General features: G+C 72.7%; 15 protein-coding genes. 6 read left to right on the forward strand and 9 right to left on the reverse strand.

Going from position 1 to position 17,062, the window contains the following annotated elements; genetic code table 11:
• Positions 1–30 precede the first annotated feature (30 nt).
• From ACFW22_RS18150 to ACFW22_RS18160, 3 genes are all read left to right on the forward strand, one after another.
• Positions 31–924 (forward strand): ABC transporter ATP-binding protein, encoded by an 894-nt coding sequence (locus tag ACFW22_RS18150; protein ID WP_386405140.1) that lies wholly within the window; start codon positions 31–33, stop codon positions 922–924.
• Positions 921–2,558 (forward strand): transporter, encoded by a 1,638-nt coding sequence (locus ACFW22_RS18155; RefSeq protein ID WP_386405143.1) that lies wholly within the window; start codon positions 921–923, stop codon positions 2,556–2,558. The genes ACFW22_RS18150 and ACFW22_RS18155 overlap by 4 nt, the downstream gene beginning before the upstream one ends.
• Before the next feature lie 136 nt (positions 2,559–2,694).
• Positions 2,695–3,246, forward strand: coding sequence for a GNAT family N-acetyltransferase (locus ACFW22_RS18160; RefSeq protein ID WP_386405146.1), 552 nt, complete (start codon positions 2,695–2,697; stop codon positions 3,244–3,246).
• 92 nt (positions 3,247–3,338) lie between these two features.
• Here ACFW22_RS18160 and ACFW22_RS18165 read toward each other — a convergent pair whose 3' ends face one another.
• From ACFW22_RS18165 to ACFW22_RS18175, 3 genes are all read right to left on the reverse strand, one after another.
• Positions 3,339–4,562: an FG-GAP-like repeat-containing protein gene (locus ACFW22_RS18165; RefSeq protein WP_386405149.1), complete on the reverse strand. Its 1,224-nt coding sequence runs from the start codon at positions 4,560–4,562 to the stop codon at positions 3,339–3,341.
• Between the two features lie 96 nt (positions 4,563–4,658).
• On the reverse strand, positions 4,659–5,621 hold the full coding sequence (locus ACFW22_RS18170) for an alpha/beta fold hydrolase (protein ID WP_386405152.1): 963 nt from the start codon (positions 5,619–5,621) through the stop codon (positions 4,659–4,661).
• Positions 5,622–6,133: 512 nt separating this feature from the next.
• Entirely contained in the window at positions 6,134–6,823 is a 690-nt protein-coding gene (locus ACFW22_RS18175) for a metal-dependent transcriptional regulator (protein ID WP_386405155.1), read from the reverse strand.
• Positions 6,824–7,009: 186 nt separating this feature from the next.
• Between ACFW22_RS18175 and ACFW22_RS18180 the strand changes: the two genes are divergently transcribed.
• Positions 7,010–7,765 carry an SIS domain-containing protein gene (locus ACFW22_RS18180; protein ID WP_386405158.1) on the forward strand — a complete coding sequence of 252 codons (756 nt, stop codon included), beginning with the start codon at positions 7,010–7,012 and terminating at the stop codon, positions 7,763–7,765.
• Positions 7,766–7,797: 32 nt separating this feature from the next.
• On the opposite strand, the gene ACFW22_RS18185 is transcribed toward ACFW22_RS18180, so the two are convergent.
• Complete coding sequence (locus ACFW22_RS18185; protein ID WP_386405161.1) at positions 7,798–9,126, reverse strand: PAS domain-containing protein; 1,329 nt, start codon at positions 9,124–9,126, stop codon at positions 7,798–7,800.
• Positions 9,127–9,585: 459 nt separating this feature from the next.
• A complete protein-coding gene (gene pdxH / locus ACFW22_RS18190) occupies positions 9,586–10,215 on the reverse strand; it encodes a pyridoxamine 5'-phosphate oxidase (RefSeq protein ID WP_386405266.1) in 630 nt (209 codons plus the stop codon).
• Positions 10,216–10,437: 222 nt separating this feature from the next.
• Here pdxH and ACFW22_RS18195 point away from each other — a divergent pair, with 222 nt between their 5' ends.
• Positions 10,438–11,538: a citrate synthase 2 gene (locus ACFW22_RS18195; protein WP_386405164.1), complete on the forward strand. Its 1,101-nt coding sequence runs from the start codon at positions 10,438–10,440 to the stop codon at positions 11,536–11,538.
• A gap of 70 nt (positions 11,539–11,608) precedes the next feature.
• On the opposite strand, the gene ACFW22_RS18200 is transcribed toward ACFW22_RS18195, so the two are convergent.
• On the reverse strand, positions 11,609–12,649 hold the full coding sequence (locus ACFW22_RS18200) for an isopenicillin N synthase family dioxygenase (protein WP_386405167.1): 1,041 nt from the start codon (positions 12,647–12,649) through the stop codon (positions 11,609–11,611).
• A gap of 370 nt (positions 12,650–13,019) precedes the next feature.
• Here ACFW22_RS18200 and ACFW22_RS18205 point away from each other — a divergent pair, with 370 nt between their 5' ends.
• Entirely contained in the window at positions 13,020–14,060 is a 1,041-nt protein-coding gene (locus tag ACFW22_RS18205; protein ID WP_386405170.1) for a M36 family metallopeptidase, read from the forward strand.
• Between the two features lie 13 nt (positions 14,061–14,073).
• On the opposite strand, the gene ACFW22_RS18210 is transcribed toward ACFW22_RS18205, so the two are convergent.
• From ACFW22_RS18210 to ACFW22_RS18220, 3 genes are read right to left on the reverse strand one after another with little or no spacing between them, the layout of a single operon-like run.
• Complete coding sequence (locus ACFW22_RS18210; RefSeq protein WP_386405173.1) at positions 14,074–14,706, reverse strand: TetR/AcrR family transcriptional regulator; 633 nt, start codon at positions 14,704–14,706, stop codon at positions 14,074–14,076.
• Positions 14,694–15,422, reverse strand: coding sequence for an enoyl-CoA hydratase family protein (locus tag ACFW22_RS18215; RefSeq protein WP_386405176.1), 729 nt, complete (start codon positions 15,420–15,422; stop codon positions 14,694–14,696). The genes ACFW22_RS18210 and ACFW22_RS18215 overlap by 13 nt, the downstream gene beginning before the upstream one ends.
• Complete coding sequence (locus ACFW22_RS18220) at positions 15,419–16,993, reverse strand: AMP-binding protein (protein WP_386405179.1); 1,575 nt, start codon at positions 16,991–16,993, stop codon at positions 15,419–15,421. Before ACFW22_RS18220 ends, ACFW22_RS18215 begins: the two co-directional genes overlap by 4 nt.
• Between the last annotated feature and the right edge of the window lie 69 nt (positions 16,994–17,062).

Genomic DNA, 17,062 nt, shown 5'->3' on the forward strand with positions numbered 1-17,062 from the left:
TTACGGGGACAACCGAAAGGTTGACATAACATGCCTGACCAGGCATTCAACGGAACGATCGACACGGCGGGGGCTGCGCGGGGGGAAAACCGCGTCCCCGCGGTGCGGGTCGAGGGGCTGTGGAAGCGCTTCGGCGAACAGATCGCGGTGAACGGGATCGATCTCGTCCTGCCCGCCGGACGGTTCATCGGGCTCGTGGGGCCCAACGGGGCGGGCAAGACCACCACCCTGTCCATGATCACGGGACTGCTGCGCCCCGACCACGGTCGCATCCTCGTCGCCGGGCACGACGTGTGGGCCGACCCGGAATCGGTCGCCCGGGTCAAGACCCGCATCGGCAACCTGCCGGAGGGGCTGCGGCTCTTCGAGCGCCTCTCGGGGCGCGAACTCCTCTCCTACACCGGTCGACTGCGGGGCCTTCCCGGCGTCGAGGTCGACAAGCGGGCGGCACAGCTCCTCGACGTGCTGGACCTGACCGCCTCGCAGAACAAACTGGTCGTCGACTACTCGACCGGCATGCGGAAGAAGATCGGCCTCGCCGCCGCGCTCCTCCACAACCCGGAGGTCCTCTTCCTCGACGAACCCTTCGAGGGCGTCGACCCGGTCTCGGCCCAGACCATCCGCGGGGTCCTGGAGCGCTACACCGCCTCCGGCGCGACCGTCATCTTCTCCAGCCACGTCATGGAACTCGTGGAGTCGCTCTGCGACTGGGTCGCCGTCATGGCGGGCGGCCGGATCCGGGCCCAGGGCCCGCTGGCCGAGGTCAAGGGCTCGGCGCCCTCGCTCCAGGAGGCGTTCCTGGAGCTGGTGGGCGCGAACGGCCGTGCGCCGAGCGGGGATTCGCTGGACTGGCTGGGCAGCGGAGCGGTCGGCACCGGCACGGACCCGCACGCCACGGGCGGTGCGGGCGGTGCCCAGCGATGAGCACCGTCGCCTCCCCCACCACGACCGACGCCCCGGCGACACCGTCCCTCACCCCGGTCTTCGTCCGGCTGAAGCTGTCGCTGCTGCGGAACGGGCTGCGGCAGTCGGGCGGGCGGACCGCCGCGTACGTCCTGTCGTCCGTCTCCGGCATCGTCCTCTCCGCCGTGCTGGTCCTCGTCTTCGTGCTGCTGCGGGGCGGGTCCCACGCCTATCCGGTCGCGGTGCTCGTCGTCGGGGTGACCGCGCTGTCCTGGGCGGTGATGCCGCTGTTCGTCCCCAGCGGGGACGAGACCCTCGACCCGACGCGGCTGGTGATGCTGCCGCTGCACCCCCGGCCGCTGGTCCGGGCCCTGCTCGTGGCCTCCCTCGTCGGCATCGGCCCGGTCCTCACCTTCCTGCTCTCGGTGGGCGCGGCGCTGTCCCTCGCGCACGGCGCGGCCGGCACCCTCGTTGCCGTCCTCGCCGTCCCGCTCACGACCTTGACGTGCGTCGCGCTGTCCCGGGCCGTGGCCGCCGCCAACGTCCGGCTCCTCACCTCGCGCAGGGGTCGGGACCTGGCGCTCCTGAGCGGTCTGGTCATCGCGGTCGGCATGCAGGTCGTGAACTTCGGCGCCCAACGCCTCAGCCGGGCCGGTGGTCTGGAGTCGCTCGAACCGGCGGCGAAGGTCGTCGGCTGGCTGCCACCGGCCGCGGCGCTCGGCGCCGTCGACTCCGCGAGTGCCGGTGACCACGCGGTGGCGGCGGCCCGGCTGTTGCTCACGGCCGCGGCGCTCGCGGCCCTCGTGTACTGGTGGCGGCGGAGCCTGGTCCGGCTGATGGTCGAGCCGGACGGCTCCACGATCGGCGCGGCCGGGGACGCCGGAGCCGGCGAGAAGGACGGCGGCGGCCGGCTCGGCCGGATCCTGCCCGACGGGCGCACCGGCGCGATCATGGAGCGCAGCCTGCGCTACGCCTGGCGCGATCCGAAGACGAAGGCGGCCTGGGTGTCCTCGCTCGCCATCGGTCTGATCGTCCCGCTGTTCAACGTCTACCAGGGCGTGGGCTCGGTCTACTGGGCGTGCTTCGCCTCCGGCATGCTCGGCGTCCTGATGTACAACCAGTTCGGCCAGGACGCCTCGGCGTTCTGGATGGTGGCGCAGACCATCTCGACGGCGGCCGACGCCTTCGTCGAGCTCCGGGCCCGGACCCTGGCCGTGCTCTCCGTCACCGTTCCGTACACGGTCCTGGTCACGGTGCTGACGGCAGCGGTCCTCGGGGCCTGGTCCCGGTTGCCCGGTGCCCTCGGCCTGGCGCTCGGGCTGCTCGGCGCCATGGTCGGGACGGGCGCGGTCACCTCGGCGAGCTTCCCGTACTCGATCCCCCAGGACAGCGGCTACAAGAACGTGGTCCCGGGGCAGGTCGGCCTGGCCTGGATCTCGATCTTCGGCGGGATGTTCTCGGGGGCGGTGCTGTGTTCCCCGCTCATCGCCGTGACGCTCTACCTGCACTTCTCCGACCGGCAGTCGCTGCTCTGGGTCCTCCTGCCGGCAGGTGGGCTCTACGGCGCGCTCCTCGTCCTGGCGGGCCTCAAGCTGGCGGCCCCGCGCACGGCGAAGCGACTGCCGGAGATCCTGGCGGCGGTCAGCAAGGGGTAGTCGGTTTCCCGACGTCCGGGAACGCCGATGGCCCGCTCCCTTCCCGAGCGGGCCATCGGCGTTCCGGTGTGCGACCCGCCCCCCCGGCCGCCGAAATCGCTTGCCCAGGAGGGTCGGAGCGTACGATCCTCGCCCCATGAACGCTCCCCGGCCACAGGAACTCATCGACCTCGGCGACGGCCTCGTCCTGCGCGCCTTCCGCGGCGAGGCCGACCTGCCGGAGCTCTTCCGGGTCATCGAGGAGTCGGCGGAGCACCTGCGCCCCTGGCTGGCGTGGATCACCGAGCACAGCCGGGAGAGGACCGCCGGTTTCCTGACCTCCCGGGCGGAGCTGTGGGCGAGCGGCGAGGAGTACAGCTACGCGATCCTGCTCGACGGGGCCATCGTCGGCTCCTGCGGTCTGCACCGGCACGACCGGGCCACCCCGGACGACGTGCTGGAGATCGGGTACTGGCTGCACCCGGGGGCGATCGGCCGCGGCCTCGCCACGCGTGCCGCCCGGGCCCTGGTCGAGCAGGCCTTCCGGCTGCCCGGGGTCACCGGCGTCGAGATCGTGCACGACGTCGCGCACCTGGCCAGCGCGGCCGTTCCCGCCCGGCTCGGCTTCACGGACCACCTCCGGCGCCCCCACGAGCCCACCGCCCCGGCCGAGACGGGCGAGGACCGGGTCTGGCGACTGACGCGCTGACCCCCTCCCCTGCCCGCGGGCGCCCCGTCACGGCGGGTGCACCCGTCGGGGCCTCCCCCGGTCGGAGGAAGGCCCCGGCGGGTTCCGGCGGGTCAGAAGGCCCCGTTCAGGCCCATCCAGTTGGCGTCCTCCGGCAGGCCCGCCTTGAGCCCGCCGGTTCCCTTGCCCGAGTACAGGACCAGACAGCCCACGCCGCGACAGCCCTCGCCGACGTAGCTGCTCTTGGTGAGCGTCGCGAGGTCGTTGAGGCCGTCGCCGTTGTAGTCGCCGACCGCGAGGAACGTCTCCATGACGTTCCAGCCGCCGGAGCCGATGAGCACGCGCGGGCCGAGGGTGCCGGTCGAGGTGCCGGGGTAGAGCCACAGCTTGCCGGTGGACGCCTCGCGGGCGATGAGGTCGGACCGGCCGTCGCCGTTCATGTCACCGGCGCCGACCAGGGCGTTCATGCTGTTCCAGCCGCCGGTGCCGATCAGCTTGCGGCCGCCGAGGGTGCCGGTGGTGGTGCCCGGGTAGAGCCACAGCTTGCCGGTGGAGGTCTCGACGGCGATGAGGTCGGACCGGCCGTCGCCGGTCAGGTCACCGAATGCGGTGATCTTGTTCATGGCGTTCCAGCCGCCGGTGCCGATCAGCGTGCGGCTGCCGAGGGTGCCTGTGCCGGTGCCGGGGTAGAGCCACAGCTTGCCGGTGGACTTCTCGCGGGCGATGACGTCCTCGCGCCCGTCCCGGCTGAAGTCGCCGTGCCGGGTGAGGGCGTTCATGGTGTTCCAGCCGCCGGTGCCGATCAGCCGGCCCGAGTCGTCACCGGGCAGGAACCACAGCCGGCCGGCCTTGTCCCGGACGATGACGTCCGCCTTCTTGTCGGCGTTCATGTCACCGAAGCCGGCCGAGGTGGGGCTGGGGTACGAGCCCCACTCGGGGTACGCGGGCAGGACGCACTCGCGCTCGGTCGGGACGAACTTCAGCGAGCTGGTCCTGTTTCCGGCGTAGCCCCACTCGGTGCCCGCCGGATCCGGGGCCCAGACGTAGGCGCCTCCGTTGACGTCGTGGTCAGGGGCGTCATAGAGGCAGGCGAACGTGTTCGTGTGGTTGACGACCGAGTTGAATGCGTTGTCCCACGTCCCGAGCGTCGCCCGGTCGACGTTGGTCTTGTACATCGTGCCGGTGCCGTTGTCCGTCTTCCAGGCGCAGAAGTAACCGGACGGGCAGTCGCTGATGGCGGCCTGCGCCGGCGCCGCACCCGCGCCGAAGAGGCCGAGCGAGGTGAGCCCCAGCGTCGTGGCCACCGTGGCCACGCGCCGCAGCATGGAATTGCGCATTGACATCCCCTCCCGCCGACGCGGAGACCTGAACACTCGACGCGTCGTGTTTCAGGGACCGTACACGCACCGGAGGGACGCACTGCCCCCGGGGCGTCACAGGGTGAGGACACCGTTCAGGAAGGGCTCCACCACTTCGGCCCAGGCCTCGGGGTGGGTGTAGTGGAGCAGGTGGCCGGCATCGGGGACCTCCGCGTACGCCCCGTGGGGCAGCACCCGGACCATCTCCTGGGCCTCGGCGCGGCCCAACTCCCCGTCGAGGCCGCGCACGACGAGCGTGGGACAGCGGACTTGGGCGAGGGAGTCCCAGTGGGCGTCGTGGACCCAGGTCGCCCGGGAGGCCAACATCTGCGCCGGGTCGAAGACCGGCCGCCAGCCGTCGGGGCGCTCGGTCATCACCTCGGCGAAGAACGCGCCCCTCGCCGGATGGGGGACCTCGACCCAGGGGTCTTCGTCGCCGAACCAGCGGTGCACGGCCTCCAGGGACGGGAAGGGCACCGGCCAGTTGCGGAACCAGTCCTGCCAGGCGCGCTGCGAGGCCGCCCCGAGGGCCGAGGCCCGCATGTCGCAGATGACGAGGGCGCGCACCAGGTCCGGTCGCTCCGCGGCCAACTGCCAGGCCGTCAGGGCTCCCATGGAGTGGCCGACGAGGGTCACCGGGCCGAGACCGAGCTGCTCCACGACGGCGACGGCGTCCGCCACGTACGCCTCGCGGGTGAAGGGGCCGGCGGCGGGCTTCTCACTGGCACCGTGGCCCCGCTGGTCGAGGGCGACGATCCGGTGGCCGCCGGTGAGGCGGCGGACGGCGGCGGCCCAGTGACCCGCGTGTCCCATCAGGCCGTGGAGGAGTAACACCCCGGGAGCGGGCCGCGGGGCCGGCGCCCGCGGAGGGCCGGCCGGCCGGGGAACGGACCGGTCGTCGGGGCGTGCGGGGACGCCCGGTCCGGGCTGGGGGACGATCCCGCGGCCGGCGCTCCCGGCCGTGCGGTCCCGGACCGTGTGGTCCCAGGCAGCCAGCCGGACGCCGTCGGCCCCGGTGACGTCGAGTCGTCGCGCCATGGATCCGGCACCCCCTCTTCTTCGTCGAACCCCGCCAGAGTATCGAACTCGTATTCGAAAGTGCGCTCCTGCCACGCAACACCCCTCGTTCGAGTGACAGGACTCAAGGATTGACCCGTGCTGCCGAGGGGAGATCTTGAACGGGAGGCGGACCGCTCGGGGAAAAACGGTCCGAGGGGGACGACCTTGAGAGCTCGGGGCTCCAGGTCAGCACAGGGGAGGACAGGCCCCGACGCCGGAAGGCGTCGGGGCCCTCTGTCGTCCGTAGCCCTCATGGCCCCACCCCCTCCACGCCCGGCTCGTACCAGCGTGGCACGGCAGAGGCGCGGGCGTGGCCATTCCGATGTAAAACGGGTCGCCCGACGGACGCTCCGGACGCGGGGCGCTCCGCTCGGCTCCCCACCGACGGCGCCGGGCGGAACGGGGCGGAAGCAGCAGGGGAACGGGACGACGGCGAAACGAACGAGCGAGGGGCGCCCGAACGGACGCCCCTCAGCCCGCGTGGAACGGGGTCAGCGCTTCGCGACGAACACGTGCGCCGCGACCTCCGCGTCCAGCTCGGCGGCCTCGCCGCCGCTGCCCACCAGGACCCCGCCCGGCGACTCCGACACCGACACCACCGAACCGGGCTGCACGCCGGCCCTCCGCAGCGTGTACATCAACTGGGCGTCCGTCTGGATCGGCTCGCCGATCCGACGCACGATCACCGTCTTCCCGGCGCTGGCGTCCAGGTCGGCCAGGGAGACCATGGAGTCGTCGAGGAACGCCTCCGCCTCGGCCTCCTCGCCCAGCTCCTCCAGACCCGGGATCGGGTTCCCGTACGGCGACTCCGTGGGGTGGCGCAGCAGCTCCAGGACCCGCCGCTCCACCGCCTCGCTCATCACGTGCTCCCAGCGGCACGCCTCGGCGTGCACCTGCTCCCACTCCAGGCCGATCACGTCGACGAGCAGGCACTCGGCCAGTCGGTGCTTGCGCATGACGCGGGTGGCGAGGCGGCGGCCCTCGTCCGTGAGCTCCAGGTGCCGGTCACTGGCCACGGCCACCAGACCGTCGCGCTCCATCCGCGCGACCGTCTGGCTCACCGTCGGGCCGCTCTGGTCGAGCCGCTCGGCGATCCGGGCACGCATCGGCACCACGCCCTCCTCCTCAAGCTCAAGGATGGTGCGGAGGTACATCTCCGTCGTGTCGATCAGTCCGGACATATGTGCCTCTCGATGAGTCGTGCGCTAGCCCTGCCCCAATTCTTGCGCATCCGACCGACAACCGGACCGCATAAGGGCGAGGCGGTATTGACAGAGCAATGGTCCAGACCGCACCGTGATCGGCGACCTCGGCACGCGCAACGACCAGAGCACACCACGAGAGCACCACGAGAAGGAGCCGCCGCGATGGGCGAGAGCAAGCTGGCCGGACAGTTCTTCGACGCCGCCATCGGACTGCTCCAGCAGGTGCGGGACGGGGACTCCGCCGAGATCGCCGCCGCCGGAGCCGCGATCGCCCAAGCCGTCGCGAACGGCAACCGGCTCTTCGCCTTCGGCGCGGGCCATTCCTCGCTCGCCGCCCAGGACGTCGTCTACCGGGCCGGCGGCCTCGCCCTGATGAACCTGCTCGCCGTCCCCGGCGCCGTCGGCGTCGACGTCATGCCCGCCACCCTCGGCTCGGCCCTGGAGCGGGTCGACGGGCTCGCCGGAGCGGTCCTCGACTCCTCCCCCGCCAAGGCCGGCGACGTCCTGGTCATCATCTCCCTCTCCGGGCGCAACGCCCTTCCGGTGGAGATGGCCATGAACGCCCGTGCGCTCGGCCTCACCGTCATCGGCGTCACGTCGGTGGCGTACGCGACGGAGACGAAGTCGCGGCACGTCTCCGGGACGTACCTGAAGGACCACTGCGACATCGTCCTCGACTCGAAGATCGCCGTCGGGGACGCCGAGCTCACCCACGAGGGCATCGAGGCCCCCTTCGCCCCCGCCTCCACCGTCGTCACCAGCGCCCTCATGCAGGCGATGATGGCCGCCGCCGCCGAGGAACTCGTGCGCCTGGGCATCGAGCCGCCGCTGCTGCGCTCCGGCAACGTCGACGGCGGACACGAGTGGAACGGGCGCGTGATGAGCGAGTACGGCGACCGGATCTTCTTCCGGCACTGAGGACCGTCCCGCGGTCCCGGGGTGCGGGGCGGTCAGGACGCCCCGGCGAGGTCCAGCACCAGCGCCACCCGCGAGGCCACCGACTCCGCGTACACCACGTCCTCCCGCTCGAAGGGGGAGCGGCCCGCGGCGCGCAGGAAGGTGAGGACGCCCAGGGTCTCCCCCCGGGAGCGCAGCACCACGCACAGGGCGTGCGCCGCGTCCCCGGGCCACTGGTGGGCCTCCGCCCACACCTCGGCGGTCCGGCCGGCGGTCGCCCGGACCGTCCCCTCCCGGTCCCAGGCCTGGAGCGCCGGGTGCCGCGGCCCGTACCGCAGCGGTATGCCACCGCCGACGACCGGCGAGGCCGGGCCCGGGGCGGTGGCCGCCGGCGTGGCCAGGGCCCGGGTGAGCCGCCGCTCCCCGGCCGGCCGGTCGATCAGGGCGTGGTCGGCGAACCCGGCCAGGGCGAAGTCGAGCAGGACCGCGGTCGCCTCCGCCGGGTCCTCGCACTCCGCCGCCGCCGCCCCCGCCCGGTGCAGCTGGCTCCAGCGGAACCGCAGCCGGTCGGCTTCCCTCGCCGCGAGCCGCTCCTCCGTCACGTCCTGGAACAGCCAGGCCACTCCCAGCGGCACCGGCACCTCGGCCATCGGGGACGACAAGCGCAGGAAGCCGCTCCGCCAGCAGCGGCGGCGCTCCTCCGCGTTGATCCGGAGCGTCACCCACACCTCGGCGGGACCGGGCGGCGTGCCCTCGGCCAGGACGTGCTGGAGGGCCCCTTCCAGTTCTTCGAGGCCGTGCACGACGACGTCGCCGAGCGGCCGTCCGAGCAGGGTGGTGCGCCCGGTCCCGAAGGCGCGGGCCGCATGACCGTTGACGACGGCCGGCCGCAGATCGGCGTCGACGAGGACGACGCCCCAGGAGGCGTCGTCGAAGAGGGCCTCGCTGAGCGCCACCGAACGCTCCAGGTCGAGCTGGACGTGGACCTCGCTGAAGGCGCAGTACACCCCGGCGGGACTGCCGTCCGTGCCGCGCACCCCGGCCGACTGGCTGCGCACGAGGACCCGTCCGCCGTCCTTGTGCAGCAGCACGAACTCGTGGATCTGCCGACCCGGGCCCTTCATGGTGCCCATCAGCCGCTTCAGGGTCTCCTCGGCGTCGGCGCTCCGGGCCGCCCACCCCTCGAAGCCGTGTCTTCCGACCGCCTCTCCGGCGGACCAGCCGAGGATCCGCTCGGCCTCCCGGTTCCAGTGCGTGACCGTTCCGTCGGCGTCGAACGCGCAGAGCGCGGCGTCCATGCCGTCGAGCAGCGCGGCCAGGAGATCGGCACCCGCTCCCGGGACGGAGACGGCGTCGCTCGTGGCCCCCGTGAAAGCACTCATCCAGACACCCCCCATGCTGCGACCATTCAACTAGAACGTGACGCAGGGCACACCCCTGTTCCGCGAAGTCGCCGCCCCGGGTCCCCGAGCGGCCCGGGGGCGTCGTCCGGGACGGCTCGCATAAAAGGGTTGAGGTGCGTGCGGACGCTCCTTAGGGTGTGGGTACACGCGAAAGGAGGTGATCCGAAAAAATGGTTTCTTTTCGGACTCGTGAGGTGACTGCGGGCTAAGGCCTGCCAGTCGCACTCTGTGCACCTCGGCAGGCCTTCTGCCGAACACCAACGCAGTCACCCGACCCGTGAGTCGCCGGCAGTCCGGCCGGCAGGCTCCGTCCGAACCTAGGCGGACGGTGCCAAGACTCACGGGTCGTCCGCGTTCCGGGCCGGGCGCTCCCGCCCCCGGGACCCGGGGGCGGGAGCGCGCGAAGACCACGGCCGCGACGGGTCGCGGCGGGGCCGCTCAGGGGGCCAGGCGCTCCACCCGCCAGCCCCCGCCTTCCTCCCGGACGTAGCGGAGGCGGTCGTGGAGGCGGTTCTCGTGGCCCTGCCAGAACTCGACCGCCTCGGGGACGACCCGGATGCCGCCCCACGCCGGGGGGACCGGGACCTGCTCGGACTCGGGATAGCGGGCGGCCAGTTCCTCGTAGCGGCGCAGGAGCTCCGCGCGGGAGGCGATGACCGAGGACTGCGGGCTCGCCCAGGCGCCGAGTTGGGAGCCGTGCGGGCGGGTCCGGAAGTAGGCGACCGTCTCGTCGCGGCCGACGTGCTCGGCACGGCCGGTGACGATGACCTGCCGGGCCAGCGGATGCCAGGGGAAGAGCAGCGCGGCGTGCGGGTTGGCCGCCAGTTCCCTGCCCTTGCGGGACTCGTAGTTGGTGAAGAAGACGAAGCCGGCCTCGTCGTAGTGCTTCAGGAGGACCGTGCGGGAGGAGGGGCGGCCCTCGGGGGTCGCCGTCGAGACGATCATCGCGTTCGGTTCGTGGATCGCCGGATTCGCGGCGGTCTCCTTGAACCAGCGGGCGAACTGTCCGATCGGTTCGGGCGAGAGGTCGGCCGCGGACAGCTCCGTGGTGCGGTACTGCTCGCGCATGGCGGCGGGATCCAGGGCGTCGGTCACAGGGCCATCCTGCCGCAGCGGCCCAGTGTGCCCGCCACCGCAGGGCGCTAATCCTCCCTCGCCGGATCGGCGCAGTGTGCCGGATGTCACGCTTCCCCGCATCATCGGAACCGTACAGACTCGTGGGCTGGATGACTGTTGATTCCCCACCATCGATCAAGCAATTTGATCGATCATCGATAGAGGAGCCGCCTGATGTCCGACTTCGTACCCGGGCTTGAGGGAGTCGTCGCGTTCGAGACGGAGATCGCCGAACCCGACAAGGAGGGCGGCGCCCTCCGCTACCGCGGCGTCGACATCGAGGACCTCGTCGGCCACGTCTCGTTCGGCAACGTCTGGGGTCTGCTCGTCGACGGTGCCTTCAACCCCGGTCTGCCGCCCGCCGAGCCCTTCCCGATCCCCGTGCACTCCGGTGACATCAGGGTCGACGTGCAGTCCGCCCTCGCGATGCTCGCTCCCGTGTGGGGCCTCAAACCGCTCCTGGACATCTCGGCCGAGCAGGCCCGTGACGACCTCGCCCGCGCGGCCGTCATGGCCCTCTCGTACGTCGCCCAGTCCGCACGCGGCCAGGGCCTGCCGATGGTGCCGCAGAGCGAGATCGACAAGGCCCAGTCGGTCGTCGAGCGGTTCATGATCCGGTGGCGCGGCGAGCCCGACCCGAAGCACGTCAAGGCCGTCGACGCGTACTGGACCTCCGCCGCCGAGCACGGCATGAACGCGTCCACGTTCACCGCACGGGTCATCGCCTCGACCGGTGCGGACGTGGCGGCGGCGCTGAGCGGCGCCGTGGGCGCGATGTCCGGACCGCTGCACGGCGGAGCGCCCTCCCGCGTCCTCGGCATGATCGAGGAGATCGAGCGGACCGGCGACGCCACCGCGTACGTGAAGCAGGCCCTCGACAAGGGCGAGCGCCTGATGGGCTTCGGACACCGCGTCTACCGCGCCGAGGACCCCCGCGCCCGGGTGCTCCGCCGCACCGCCAAGGAGCTGGCCGCCCCGCGCTTCGAGGTGGCCGAGGCCCTGGAGAAGGCCGCCCTGGAGGAGCTGCACAACCGCCGCCCGGACCGCGTCCTGGCGACGAACGTGGAGTTCTGGGCGGCGATCGTGCTGGACTTCGCCGAGGTCCCGGCGCACATGTTCACGTCGATGTTCAGCTGTGCCCGCACGGCCGGCTGGTCGGCGCACATCCTGGAGCAGAAGCGCACCGGCCGCCTGGTCCGCCCCTCGGCCCGCTACACGGGCCCCGGCCAGCGGGACCCGCGGGAGATCGAGGGCTACTCCGACATCGTCGGCTGACCACCGGCCGGAGGCGCCGGCCCGGACCGCGGCGCCCGCCGGGCGGACGGAGCCGCTTTCGGGGCCCGTCCTAGACCAGTTGCGCCGGCCGCTCCTGCCGCAGGAGCAGGTCGGCGTGGTGGCGGGCCGTGGTCAGCGGGTGGGCACGGAGCTTGCCCTTCAGTTCGTTGCGGCCGTACTCGGCGAACAGCGGGTTCGCCGGGTCCGCCGTGACGCCGGGGGCACGGTCCGCGAAGGGGAAGGCCAGCGGCGCGATCCGGGCGTCGAGCCGCGGGTTGTAGAAGAACGGCACGGAGAAGCGCTCGGTGGCCCCGGGCGGGGACACCACCCGGTGGTTCGTGGCGACCAGGTAACCGTCGGTGGCGACTTCCAAGAGCTCGCCGAGGTTGACCACGAAGGCGCCCGGCAGCGGCGGCACGTCGTGGAAGTCACCGTCCTCGCGCTGCACCTGGAGGCCGCCGACCTGGTCCTGCAGCAGCAGGGTGAGGAAGCCGTAGTCCTTGTGCGCGCCGACGCCCTGGTCGTCGCCCTCGCCGCTGCTGCCCGGGTAGCGCACCAGCTTGAGGTGCGGATGGGCGCGCGGGCCGAAGATGTCGTCGTAGAAGTCGGCGGGCGCGCCGATGGAAGCGAGCAGCTCGTGCAGGAGGCGCTCGGCGACGCCGCTGAGGCGGTCGATCCAGTGCAGCGCGGCGGTGCGGAGTTCGGGGAGGGCGGCGGGCCACTGGTTGGGGCCTTCGAGCCACCAGTACGGGGCTTCCCAGGGGGCGGGGTGGTGCGCGGGCCGCTCGGCGCCGATGTCGAGCTGGTCGCGCCAGTCGCGGGCGCCGCCGGTGCGCTCGTCGCCGATGCGCGTGTAGCCGCGGAAGTGCGGTGAGTTGATGTTGTCGAGGGCGAGCCGGTCCGCCTCGGGCAGGGCGAAGAAGGCGTGCATGGCGGAGGTGAGCGCCTGCGTCTCGGCGGCGCTGACGCCGTGCCCGATGAGCTGGAAGAAGCCGACGTCGTGGGCGGCCGAGTGGAGCTGGGCGTGGAGGAGCTTCCGGGCCTGGGGGCCGCGGTCGGCTGCCGAGAGGTCGACGATGGGGAGCTGGGACGGGTACGAACGGTTCGTCATGGGTGCATCCGCGGGGTGTTACGGGTGCCCGGGGCGGGCCGCCAGGGGTGGGGCGGGGGCCACGGGTGCCGGTCGGCTGGGGCTCGGACGAGGGACCCGCAGGGGCGTGGAGTGGTGCCCGGGGGTCAAGCGGAGCGGCGACAGCCCATGCTCGTGACGCGGACGTAGTCCACGTGGCGACGGCGTACGAGCAGGGGCATGGAGTCAGCGTACTGCGACCGGGGCGAAGGGACTGTGGCAAGCGTCACGTCCCGGCCCCCGATGACTCAAACCCTGTTCAAAACGGTGGGCTTGCGCAAAGATCGCCGCCACTGCGTGTTCGGTACACGCCAAGCTTCCCGTCGCAGCACCCCATCGCAGGAGGATGTCCATGACCCGCCGCACCTCTCGCGGACTGGCCGCCGCAGCCGCCGTCACGGTGGCCGCCGCCACCGCGGCGCTGCTCCCGTCCGCGGGGGCCTCCGCCGCCACCGCCGCGCCGCAGGCCCGCATCTTCATGGTGAACCCGGTCCAGTCCTCGGGCGACCAGTCCCTCACCGACCACAAGGACGCCGCGAGCGACGTGCCCGCCTCCGCGTACGCCCTCGCGACGCTCCGGAACCTCGACGCCAGCGGCGGCCTGTCCGGCAGGTGGGTCGCCATCCGCTCCGAGACCGGCAAGCCCGCGAAGGTCGCCGACGCGGCCACGTACGACCGCTCCGACGACCAGTTCGAGCAGGTCATGGCGTACTTCTGGGTCAACGAGGCGCAGGAGTACCTCCAGGGCCTCGGCTTCGGCACCGAGCTGCCCGGGGCGAACGACCGGGTGCAGCCGGTCCGTCTCAACCAGTGGGGTGCCGACAACTCCTTCTTCACCGACAAGAAGGACGAGATCCGCTTCGGCAAGGGCGGCGTGGACGACGCCGAGGACGCCGAGGTGATCCTCCACGAGTACGGCCACGCGGTGCACAACGCGCAGGTGACCGGCTTCGGCAGCTCGCTGGAGGCCGGTTCGATCGGCGAGGCCTTCGGCGACTACCTGGCCGTGTCCGTCGGCACGAACGCGGTCACGAAGTACGGCTGGCCGATGAAGGCCGACCAGGCCTGCGTCGCCGACTGGGACGCCACCGGTTACAGCGCGGCCCCGCACTGCCTGCGCCGGATCGACGGCACCAAGACCTACGCGGACCTGGAGGGCGAGGTCCACGCCGACGGCGAGATCTGGTCCCGCGCCCTCTTCGACATCCGGAACGCGCTCGGCGCCCGCACGGCCGACCGGATCATCGTGAACGCCCAGTTCGACTTCGCCGCCGACACCAGCTTCGAGGACGCGGCCCTGACGACCGTCGCCACCGCGCAGGAGATGTACGGCACGGCCGCCGCGGACGCGGTCCGGGACGCCTTCCGGGCGCGGGAGATCCCGGGGGTCTGATCCGGTCCGGCCGTCAGACCAGCGCCCCGTTCACGAGCCGCGCCCACTGGGACACCACCCGTTCCCGGCGGGCGCGGTCGTCCGTGAGGAGGGTGGCGAGGCCCAGGCCCCGGGCCATGTCCAGGAGCCCCTGGACGGTCTCGCGGACGCCGGGGCGGGACTCGTCGGCGCCCAGGACCTCGACGGCGATGCGGTGGGACTCGCGCCCGACGCGGGCCTCCAGCTCCGTGACCCGCTCGCGGAGCTGCTCCTCGCCCGAGGCGGCGACCCAGAGGTGGAGCGCGGCCCGGAAGAGGGGGCCGGTATAGAGGTCGACGAGGGCGACGACGGCTTGTTCGCGATCCTCCGTGCGGACCGCCCGCAGGGCCTGCGAGCGCTCTTCCGCGACGTACTCGACGGCGGCGGTGAAGAGGTCCTCGCGGGTCGGGAAGTGGTGCTGGGCCGCGCCGCGGGAGACGCCGGCGCGTTCGGCGACGACGGCCACCGTGGAGCCCGCCCAGCCGCGCTCGGCCAGGCAGGACACGGCGGCCTCCAGGAGCCGCTGCCGGGTGGCGCGGCTCCGGTCCTGTTTGGGGTTCCGGTCCGGTTTGGGGTTCCCGTCCTGCGGGGGGTTCCGGTCCGGCTGGGGTGCGGTCAGAGCCGCCATGCGGGGTCCCGTCGTTCGAGGAAGGCCGTCATCCCCTCGCGCGCCTCGGCGGAGGCGAAGAGCGTGGCCGATCTCTGCACCAGGTCCTCCGCGTCGCGTTCGAAGGTCTCCAGGACTCTAGCGGTGAGCAGCCGTTTCGCCTCCCGCAGGCCCTGCGGGGACGCGGCGCGCAGCGCGTCGAGCACGGCGTCGAGCTCCCCGTCGGGGGCGGTCACCAGCCCCATGGCGACGGCCTCCGGAACGCCGAACCGCTCGCCCGTCAGGTAGTACCGGGCAACCGCACGCGGTTCCAGCCGGGGGAGCAGGGTGAGGGAGACGACGGCGGGCGCGACCCCGATCCGCACCTCGGTGAGGGCGAAGTCCGCCCCCTCGCCGGCGAGGACGACGTCGGCGGCGCCGAGCAGGCCGAGGCCACCGGCCCGGGTGTGGCTGCCGGCGGTGACGTGGGCGACGACCGGTTTCGGCAGCTCGACGACCTGGCGGAGCAGGTCGACGAAGGCGTAGGGGCTGGGGGGCGCCTTCAGGTCGGCGCCCGCGCTGAACGTGGAGCCGGTGTGGGTGAGCACGACCGCCCGGACCGCCGGGTCCTTGCCGCAGGCGGTGAGCGCGTCGGCGAGCTCGCCGACGAGCGGGGCGGAGAGGGCGTTGCGGGTGGCCGGGGAGTTCAGGGCGAGCGTGGTGATGCCCCGCTCCTCGGTGACGTCGACCAGGGTCATGCGCGGTCCCTCAGTTCCCTTCGGAGGATCTTTCCGGATGCCGCCCGGGGGACGGCGTCGATGAACTCCACGCTGCGGACCTTCTTGTACGGGGAGACCCGCGCGGCGACGTGCGCGATGACCTCCTCGGCGGTGAGGTCGGGCGCGGCGGGCTGGCGGACGACGAAGGCCTTGGGGATCTCGGTGCCGTCCTCGGTGGTGACGCCGATGACGGCGGCGTCGGCGACGCCCGGGTGGGCGAGGAGGTGTGCTTCGAGTTCGGCGGGGGCGACCTGGAAGCCCTTGTACTTGATGAGTTCCTTCACCCGGTCGACGACGTGGAGCCAGCCGTCCTGGTCGACGCGGCCGACGTCGCCGGTGTGCACCCAGCCCTCGGCGTCGATCATGGCCGCGGTGGCGTCGGGGCGGCCGAGGTAGCCCTTCATGACCTGGGGGCCCCGGATGGCGACCTCCCCCTCCTCGCCGGGGGCGGCGTCCTTGGCCGGGTCGTCGAGGGAGAGGATCCGCAGCTCGGTGGAGGGCAGCAGCCTGCCGACCGTTCCGGGTGGGGGGTTCGCGGCGTCGAGCGGGGTGACGTGGGTGGCCGGGGAGAGCTCGGTCATGCCGTACGCCTGGCGGACGGGCGGCAGGCCGAGCCGGGCCGAGCAGGCTTCGGCGAGGTCGGCGTCGAGGGGGGCGGCGGCGCTGACGAGGTACTCCAGGGAGGAGAGGTCGTAGTCGGCGACGGCGGGGTGCTTGGCGAGGGCGAGGACGATCGGCGGCGCCACGTACAGGCCGTTGATGCGGTGCTCCTGGATGGCGCCGAGGAAGGCGTCGAGCTCGAAGCGGGGCAGGACGACCACGGTGGCGCCCTGCCGGAGGGGCGCGTTCATCAGGGCGGTGAGGCCGTAGATGTGGAAGAAGGGAAGCACTGCCAGGATCCGGTCGCCCGGTCGCATGGGCATGACCGGGTCGAGTTGGGCGAGGTTGGTGGCGATCGAGGTGTGGGTGAGCATGACGCCCTTGGGGACGCCGGTGGTGCCGGAGGAGTACGGCAGGGCGGCCACGTCCCGGTCGGGGTCGATGTCGACCTCGGGGACGGGACCGGTGTCGGCGAGGAGGTCCTGCAGCGAGCGGACGCCCTCCTCCTCCGTCCGGTCGCAGACGAAGACCTCCTCGATCCCGCCCGCGAGTTCGGCGGCGGCGCGGGCGGCGGCGAGCAACGGCGAGACGGTGACGATCCAGCGCGCGGAGGAGTCCCGGAGCTGTTTCGCGAACTCCTCCGGCGTCGCCAGCGGGTGCACGGTCGTGACGGAGGCGCCCGCCCGCGTGGCGGCGTAGAAGGCCACGGGGAACAGGACGGTGTTGGGGCTGTGCAGGGCCAGCACGTCGCCCTTGCGCACGCCGGCCCCGGCGAGCCCGGCGGCGATCGACCGGTGGAACGCGTCGACCTGCCCGTAGCTGAGGGCGAGCCCTCCGACCCCGTCGATCAGGGCGGGTGCGTCACCGCGTTCGGCGGCGCGGCCGAGGACGGCGTCGTGGATGGGGAGGGAGACGGCGGGAACGGGCTCGTACGGGCTGTGGAACACCATGCGTGACCTCCGGGAGAGGTGGAAGGTGATCGCCGGAACCGCTGCTGCGGGCGGAACTTGGGGAGACCC

Origin of the sequence: Streptomyces sp. NPDC058872 (assembly GCF_042743065.1) — a bacterium.
Classification (GTDB): Bacteria; Actinomycetota; Actinomycetes; order Streptomycetales; family Streptomycetaceae; genus Streptomyces.

Excerpts from the sequence above, each read along its gene's own strand:
- pdxH (WP_386405266.1), bottom strand. The coding sequence starts at position 10,215 with ATGCGCGAGCAGTACCGCACCACGGAGCTGTCCGCGGCCGACCTCTCG.
- ACFW22_RS18155 (WP_386405143.1), top strand. The coding sequence starts at position 921 with ATGAGCACCGTCGCCTCCCCCACCACGACCGACGCCCCGGCGACACCG.
- ACFW22_RS18170 (WP_386405152.1), bottom strand. The coding sequence starts at position 5,621 with ATGGCGCGACGACTCGACGTCACCGGGGCCGACGGCGTCCGGCTGGCT.
- ACFW22_RS18215 (WP_386405176.1), bottom strand. The coding sequence starts at position 15,422 with ATGACCCTGGTCGACGTCACCGAGGAGCGGGGCATCACCACGCTCGCC.
- ACFW22_RS18180 (WP_386405158.1), top strand. The coding sequence starts at position 7,010 with ATGGGCGAGAGCAAGCTGGCCGGACAGTTCTTCGACGCCGCCATCGGA.
- ACFW22_RS18205 (WP_386405170.1), top strand. The coding sequence starts at position 13,020 with ATGACCCGCCGCACCTCTCGCGGACTGGCCGCCGCAGCCGCCGTCACG.
- ACFW22_RS18200 (WP_386405167.1), bottom strand. The coding sequence starts at position 12,649 with ATGACGAACCGTTCGTACCCGTCCCAGCTCCCCATCGTCGACCTCTCG.
- ACFW22_RS18195 (WP_386405164.1), top strand. The coding sequence starts at position 10,438 with ATGTCCGACTTCGTACCCGGGCTTGAGGGAGTCGTCGCGTTCGAGACG.
- ACFW22_RS18150 (WP_386405140.1), top strand. The coding sequence starts at position 31 with ATGCCTGACCAGGCATTCAACGGAACGATCGACACGGCGGGGGCTGCG.
- ACFW22_RS18160 (WP_386405146.1), top strand. The coding sequence starts at position 2,695 with ATGAACGCTCCCCGGCCACAGGAACTCATCGACCTCGGCGACGGCCTC.
- ACFW22_RS18185 (WP_386405161.1), bottom strand. The coding sequence starts at position 9,126 with ATGAGTGCTTTCACGGGGGCCACGAGCGACGCCGTCTCCGTCCCGGGA.
- ACFW22_RS18165 (WP_386405149.1), bottom strand. The coding sequence starts at position 4,562 with ATGCGCAATTCCATGCTGCGGCGCGTGGCCACGGTGGCCACGACGCTG.
- ACFW22_RS18220 (WP_386405179.1), bottom strand. The coding sequence starts at position 16,993 with ATGGTGTTCCACAGCCCGTACGAGCCCGTTCCCGCCGTCTCCCTCCCC.
- ACFW22_RS18210 (WP_386405173.1), bottom strand. The coding sequence starts at position 14,706 with ATGGCGGCTCTGACCGCACCCCAGCCGGACCGGAACCCCCCGCAGGAC.
- ACFW22_RS18175 (WP_386405155.1), bottom strand. The coding sequence starts at position 6,823 with ATGTCCGGACTGATCGACACGACGGAGATGTACCTCCGCACCATCCTT.